Here is a 6,509-nt window from a genome sequence, read left to right as displayed (position 1 = left end):
CCGGCCGTGGCAGGTGCCGCCGCACCGGGCATCGCCCGGGTCGAGTTGCCCTCCTGGCGCTCTCACGCGCTCCCCGACATGCCGCACGGACCCGTCGCCGGACTCGCCACGGCTGTGTTCACCGTCATGCTCGTGGCCAGCCTGGAATCACTGCTCGCCGCAGTCGCCGTGGACAAGCTCACGGCCGAACGGACGGCGGCGTCGGCCAAGGACGAGACGGCACCGGCGCCGCTCGTCGAGCGCTCGGATCTCGACCGGGAGCTCCGGGCCCAGGGTGTCGCCAACTTCCTGGCGGGCCTCCTCGGAGGGCTCGCGGTCTCCGGTGGGGCCGTGCGCAGCTCGGCCAACGTCCGTGCGGGGGCGACGAGTCGGGCAGCCACCGTGCTGCACGGTCTCTGGGTGCTGCTGGCCGCCCTGCTGCTGGTCACCGCACTCGAGCGGATCCCCCTGGCCGCACTCGGCGCGCTGGTGATGGTCGTCGGGGTCCAGATGGTCAACTTCGCCCACATCCGCAACGTCCACAGACACCACGAGTTCCCGGTCTACGCGGCCACGATCCTCGGCGTGCTCCTCGTCGGCGTGCTCAAGGGCGTGGTGATCGGCATCGCGATGGCGGTGGCGCTGGCCCTGCACCGGCTGGCCCGGACACGGATCACCGTCGCCGAGCGCGACGGCCGGTACAGGGTGACGGCTCGCGGACAGCTCACCTTCCTCGCCGTCCCCCGGCTCAGCCGAGTCCTCGCCCGGTTGCCGCGTGGCGCGGACGCAACGGTGGAGCTGGACGGTTCCTTCATGGACCACGCCGCCTACGAGGCGATCCAGGACTGGTGCGGCACACAGACCGCTCTGGGGGGCCATATCGAGATCACGTGCCGCGCAGGGGCCGACATCGCCGGGCCGGAGTCCGAGGCCCACATCTGCTGCCGCCCCTGGACGCCCTGGCGCAACCACCACTGCCACGAGCGGACCAGCCCCGGCGCCGTGTCCGCCTTCGTCAGCCCGGGGCCACCACGCCTCGGACCGGCCGGCCCGCCGAGCACTTCCGTGGCCGCATCGGCGGATCGACCGGGCATCGGCCCATTGCTCAGGGGCCTCAGTTCCTTTCAGCGCACCACTGCGCCACTCGTCCGCGAGGAACTGGCACGGCTGGCCGCAGAGGGGCAGCGGCCGTCCCACCTGTTCCTCACCTGTGCCGATTCCGGACTGGTCACCAGCATGATCACCTCCAGTGGGCCAGGCGATCTCCTCACCGTGAGGAACATCGGCAATCTCGTTCCGCCACCGGTCGCCGAGGAGGCATCGCGTATCGACGACTCGGTGGCCGCTGCCATCGAGTACGCGGTGGATGTGCTGGGAGTCGAATCGATCACCATCTGCGGCCATTCAGGCTGCGGAGCCATGCAGGCGCTCCTGGACGGCTCCCCGAAGACTCCCCGGACTCCGCTGTGGCGCTGGCTGCGGCACGGTCTGCCGAGCCTCACGCGCATGAAGTCGCGCCACCACCCCTGGGCGCGCATCTCCGGCCGCCTGCCCGCCGATGCCGCGGAACAGCTCTGTCTGACCAATGTGGTCCAGCAGTTGGAACACCTGCGGGCACATGACTCGGTCGCGCGCAGGGTCGCGGCGGGCACGTTGCAACTGCACGGCATGTTCTTCCACATCGGCGAAGCCCAGGCGTACCTGCTGACGGAGGGGGCCAGTTCCGGAACCGGGCCCGACGAGGTGTTCGTCCGGGTCGACCCCGGCCCTCCTCCGGAACTGGTCAGCCCTCAGCTCTCTCCGTGCCGTCCATGAGCCCTCCCGGCACGGCCTCGGGCACCGACCCGAGCGGTGTACGCGGCGTCGGCCAGGTAGTCCGTGCGGCCCTGGGGCTCTCCGGCCGGCCGGAGACGCGCCCGTGGACGCCTGAGACCGCCTGAACCTCTCGCACCCCGGGTCCGTGAGACCTTGTGGTCCCGCTTCCGTGTCCTTTCCATGCCGCCGCGGAGGCGGGACGCGTGCCCCCATACACGAAACACAGGTCTAAACCAATTTCCGGAAGACACTTGTCACCTGGCCTGCGGCCTGATGAGCTGTCCCCCGGACACAACGGACACCCTGGGAATGGGAGATGTCGTGAGCAACGAGAGCCTGGCCAATCTGCTCAAGGAGGAGCGGCGGTTCACACCGCCTGCCGATCTGGCCGCGAACGCCAACGTGACCGTGGAGGCGTACGAGCAGGCCGAGGCGGACCGGCTGGGCTTCTGGGCCGAGCAGGCCCGTCGCCTGACGTGGGCCACGGAGCCGACCGAGACGCTCGACTGGAGCAACCCTCCCTTCGCGAAGTGGTTCGCGGACGGCGAGCTCAACGTCGCGTACAACTGCGTGGACCGTCACGTCGAGGCGGGCAACGGCGACCGGGTCGCCATCCACTTCGAGGGTGAGCCCGGGGACAGCCGCGCCATCACCTACGCGGAGCTGAAGGACGAGGTCTCCCGGGCGGCCAACGCCCTGACCGAACTGGGTGTCGGCAAGGGCGACCGGGTCGCCGTCTATCTGCCGATGATCCCCGAGGCGGCCATCGCGATGCTGGCCTGCGCCCGCATCGGCGCCGCCCACTCCGTGGTCTTCGGCGGCTTCTCCGCCGACGCCATCGCCGCCCGAATCCAGGATGCCGACGCCAGGGTCGTCATCACCTCCGACGGCGGTTACCGGCGGGGCAAGCCGTCCGCCCTGAAGCCGGCCGTGGACGACGCCGTCTCCCGGCTGGACACCGTCGACCACGTCGTCGTCGTCCGGCGCACCGGCCAGGACACCGCCTGGACCGAGGGCCGCGACGTCTGGTGGCACGAGATCACCGGCCGACAGTCCGCCGAGCACACCCCGGAGGCCTTCGACGCGGAGCAGCCGCTCTTCATCCTCTACACCTCGGGCACCACGGGGAAGCCGAAGGGCATCCTGCACACCTCCGGTGGATACCTGACCCAGGCGGCGTACACGCATCACGCGGTCTTCGACCTCAAGCCCGAGACCGACGTGTACTGGTGCACCGCCGACATCGGCTGGGTGACCGGGCACTCGTACATCGTGTACGGGCCGCTGGCCAACGGTGCCACCCAGGTGATGTACGAGGGCACCCCCGACACCCCTCACCAGGGGCGCTTCTGGGAGATCGTCCAGAAGTACGGCGTCACGATCCTCTACACGGCTCCGACGGCGATCCGGACGTTCATGAAGTGGGGTGACGACATCCCCGCCAAGTTCGACCTGACCTCGCTGCGCGTCCTCGGTTCGGTCGGCGAGCCGATCAACCCCGAGGCGTGGATGTGGTACCGCAAGCACATCGGGGCCGACACGTGCCCGATCGTGGACACCTGGTGGCAGACCGAGACCGGCGCGATGATGATCTCGCCGCTCCCCGGAGTGACCGCGACCAAGCCGGGGTCCGCGCAGCGTGCCCTCCCCGGTATCTCCGCCACCGTCGTCGACGACGAGGCCCGCGAGGTGCCGGACGGCGGAGGTGGCTATCTGGTCCTCACCGAGCCGTGGCCGTCGATGCTCCGCACCATCTGGGGCGACGACCAGCGCTTCATCGACACCTACTGGTCGCGGTTCGAGGGCCAGTACTTCGCCGGCGACGGCGCCAAGAAGGACGAGGACGGCGACATCTGGCTCCTCGGCCGCGTCGACGACGTCATGCTCGTCTCGGGGCACAACATCTCCACGACCGAGGTCGAGTCCGCGCTCGTCTCGCACCCCTCGGTCGCCGAGGCGGCCGTGGTCGGTGCCAACGACGAGACCACCGGTCAGGCCATCGTCGCCTTCGTCATCCTGCGCGGCTCCGCCGTCACATCCGAGGAACTGGTCGCCGAGCTGCGCAACCACGTCGGTGCCACGCTCGGCCCGATCGCGAAGCCGAAGCGCGTGCTGCCCGTGGCCGAGCTGCCGAAGACCCGTTCCGGCAAGATCATGCGGCGTCTGCTGCGTGATGTGGCCGAGAACCGCGAGCTGGGCGATGTCACCACGCTCACCGACGCGTCGGTCATGGACCTCATCCAGACGCAGCTCCCCGCAGCGCCTTCCGAGGACTAGGAAAGCGGCGCTGCCGCGACGTGCGAGGCGGCAGGCGCGCAAGGACGTGAGGGGTACCCGGACACGGCCGGGTACCCCTTCGGCCTGCCGGGGCCCGTCCGGGCCCTACCGCGGGCGTGTCCCCGGCACCCCGGCGCGGACTCACCGCGCGGCACGGCGACGGCCACCGCGGCAGTCACCCCACCGCCCCACACCGTCGGCACGTCGCAGAGCGCTCTCGCCCGGACCTGGCTACCGTTCCAGGTGCCCCGGGTAGAGTGGTGGTTCCGTCGGCGCGGTACGCCGGCGTGTCACCCAAAACCGCATAGGACATCTCCACAGGGGCGCCGGGAAGTCTGGTCGGCACGTGCATCCGCCATGCCATCGCTGCCGTATCCCCTCCGGAGGTCCCCTCGTGGCCGCGCCCCTTCCACCCTCCCCCCGCCGTACGCTGCTGGGCCGTCTCTCGCCGCCCGAGCGCACCTACCTCGCCGACGCCCTGCGCACGGAGACGGTCGGCGGGGTCATCCTCCTGATCGCTGCGATCGCCGCGCTGGTCTGGGCGAACACCTACGGCTCCGGTTACGACGCCGTCAGCCACTTCCACTTCGGACCCGAGGCGCTGGGCCTCCATCTCTCCGTCGCACACTGGGCCGCCGACGGACTGCTGGCCGTCTTCTTCTTCGTCGCGGGCGTCGAGCTCAAGCGTGAGCTGGTCGCCGGTGAACTCCGCGACCCGAAGGCCGCGGTCCTACCGGTGGCAGCCGCCCTGTGCGGTATGGCGGTGCCCGCACTCGTCTACACCCTGACCGTCGTCCTGGGTGACGGTTCGACGGCCGGCTGGGCCGTCCCCACCGCTACCGACATCGCGTTCGCGCTCGCCGTCCTCGCGGTCATCGGAACGTCCCTGCCGTCCGCGCTGCGCGCGTTCCTGCTGACGCTCGCCGTCGTCGACGACCTGTTCGCGATCCTCGTCATCGCGGTCTTCTTCACGGACAGCATCAACTTCCTGGCCCTGGGCGGGGCCGTCGCGGGCCTCGTCGTCTTCTACGTACTGCTGCGCACCGGCGTCCGGGGCTGGTACATCCATCTGCCGCTCGCCCTGGTGATCTGGGGCCTGATGTACAACAGCGGTGTCCACGCCACGATCGCCGGTGTGGCCATGGGCCTCATGCTCCGCTGCAGCAGGCGGGAGGGGGAGGCACAGTCCCCGGGCGAGCGTCTGGAGCATCTCGTACGCCCCGTGTCGGCCGGTGTCGCGGTGCCGCTGTTCGCGCTGTTCTCGGCCGGTGTCACCCTCAAGGGCGACGCACTGGCGGGCGTGTTCACCCGGCCCGAGACACTCGGGGTGGTACTCGGACTGATCGTCGGCAAGACGCTCGGCATCTTCGGCGGTACATGGCTCGTCACCCGGTTCACCAGGGCCGAACTGAGCAAGGACCTGGCCTGGGCCGACCTCTTCGCGGTCGCCACGCTCGCCGGTATCGGCTTCACCGTCTCACTCCTCATCGGGGAACTCGCCTTCGTGGGCGACGAGGAGATGATCAACGAGGTCAAGGCGGCGGTTCTGATGGGGTCACTGATCGCCGCCGTACTCGCCGGTGTACTCCTGAGACTCCGGGTACGGAGATACCGAGCACTGTCCGAAGCCGAGGAGCGTGACGAGGACGCATCAGGTGTCCCCGATGTCTACGAACAGGACGATCCGGAGCACCACCGGCGCATGGCCGCCATCCACGAGAGGAAGGCGGCCGAGCACCGGCGCCTTGCCGAACGGGCGGGGGCAGCGCGCAACAAGCCGGACAGTCCGGCATGATCTGACATCGGATGTACCGATGAGGAGAGGGAGTCAGGGATGAGCGACCCCAGCAACCACCCGGGCAGCACCGACCGCAGCCTCGGGCAGCTTTTCGCGTCAGCCACGGCCGAGCTGTCGGCGCTGGTCCACGACGAGATCGCCCTGGCCAAAGCCGAGATGCGCCAGGACGTCAAGCGTGGGGTGATCGGGAGCGCCTCAGCCATTGTCGCCGGCGTGCTGCTCCTCTTCTCGGTCCCGGTGCTGAGCTTCGCGGCGGCCTACGGCATCCACAACCTCGGGCTCGGACTCGCCTGGTCGTTCCTGATCGTGGGCGGGGCATACATCCTGCTGGGCCTTCTCGCACTCGCCTTCGGGCTGGCCAAACTCAAGAAGGTCAAGCCGCCGGAGAAGTCCATCGCCTCGGCCAAGCAGAGCGCCGCGGTCCTCCAGGGCGTCAAGCCGCACCCGCGCCCCGGCGTCGTGGCGGGCGAGCTCGACCGGGCACCGGGCGGCACCCTCCTGGACAAGGCCGTCGAGAACCGACCGGTCCAGGACGAGGCGTCCGCTGTGGCACGCTCGTCCACATGACCGACCCCGAAGACAGCGCACCCGGCCTCCTCGGCCCGGTGGGGCCGTTGGGCCTGTCTCTTATACACATCTC

Annotated in this window: 4 protein-coding genes; all 4 read left to right on the top strand. The window is 69.9% G+C overall.

What is annotated here, in order from left to right:
- Positions 1–1,794: carbonic anhydrase (locus tag IH13_RS0103675; RefSeq protein ID WP_037840726.1), on the top strand; the 1,794-nt coding region annotated here is incomplete at its 5' end.
- A gap of 309 nt (positions 1,795–2,103) precedes the next feature.
- On the top strand, positions 2,104–4,071 hold the full coding sequence (gene acs, locus IH13_RS0103670) for an acetate--CoA ligase (RefSeq protein ID WP_031080964.1): 1,968 nt from the start codon (positions 2,104–2,106) through the stop codon (positions 4,069–4,071).
- Positions 4,072–4,465: 394 nt separating this feature from the next.
- Entirely contained in the window at positions 4,466–5,866 is a 1,401-nt protein-coding gene (gene nhaA, locus IH13_RS0103665; RefSeq protein WP_031080963.1) for a Na+/H+ antiporter NhaA, read from the top strand.
- A 39-nt stretch (positions 5,867–5,905) separates the two neighbouring features.
- Positions 5,906–6,436: a phage holin family protein gene (locus IH13_RS0103660; protein WP_031080962.1), complete on the top strand. Its 531-nt coding sequence runs from the start codon at positions 5,906–5,908 to the stop codon at positions 6,434–6,436.
- Positions 6,437–6,509 lie beyond the last annotated feature (73 nt).

It is taken from the genome of Streptomyces sp. NRRL WC-3549 (assembly GCF_000721935.1).
In the GTDB taxonomy this organism is placed as follows: Bacteria; Actinomycetota; Actinomycetes; order Streptomycetales; family Streptomycetaceae; genus Streptomyces.
This window is presented reverse-complemented; position numbering and strand designations above follow the sequence as displayed.